The 795-nt window shown below is 66.4% G+C and carries 1 pseudogene; it reads right to left on the bottom strand.

The annotated features are described in order from the left end of the window. Window positions 1-665, bottom strand: a pseudogene (locus tag BRX43_RS20085) (catalase); the annotation flags it as partial. Window positions 666-795: the final 130 nt, after the last annotated feature.

Genomic DNA, 795 nt, shown 5'->3' on the forward strand with positions numbered 1-795 from the left:
AGCGGGCGATGCGCCTCCAGGCTGTGCGCCGGGCGGAACGTCATCACCTCGTCGAAATAATGGACGCGGTCGGGACCATAGGCCGCCTGTCGCGGCAATCGGATCGTCGCGACGGTGCGATACGGGCTTTCGCTGGTCGGCCAGTCGACGGACGTGTCCTCGATGGGCTGTGTTGCGGCATCGGTCCACAATTGCGCCCGAAGCTCGAACACCGCATCGTCACCGGCGAAATATTCGACCGTGGCATGGCGGAAGCCATCCTCGTCCTGATGCGGATCGAGCTGCCAGTCGGCGAGCGCCTTTTGCTCGGCTGCAACGGGAAACGCCCCGATCTTGGCGACATGGTCGCCGAAGCGGACCGGGCACTGGCTGAAATATTCCTCGACCAGCGGGTGGCTGAAGGGATGGCCGTAGAAGTCCAGCGTCGGGCTTGGACCCGCGCCGACGGCGTTCAGCACCTTGTTGATGTTGCGAGCGACGGAAGCGGCCGCGCTTTTCACCCCCTCAGGCATCGGAACCGTCAGGCCGATCTTCTTGGCCTGGGAGAGGAAGCCCGCGGCGGTCCCCGCCGGGAAGGTCGTACCGCTGGCAAGGACGAAGTCCTGCGTCGGCGCGTCATGGCCGGGCAGCTTCGCGCCCTCGACGCCGAACACCTTGATCGACATGCCGCGATGGGTCGAGACGCGATCGCCGAGCTTCTCACCGGGTCCTTGCGCGAAGCGGACGGCGACATCGAACGTGCCAGGTTCCGCGAACAGGCCCTGTGCGAGCTCGGGCGGCAATCCGGGCGCGACG

It is taken from the genome of Sphingomonas sp. S-NIH.Pt15_0812 (assembly GCF_003951315.1).
Taxonomy (GTDB): Bacteria; Pseudomonadota; Alphaproteobacteria; order Sphingomonadales; family Sphingomonadaceae; genus Sphingomonas.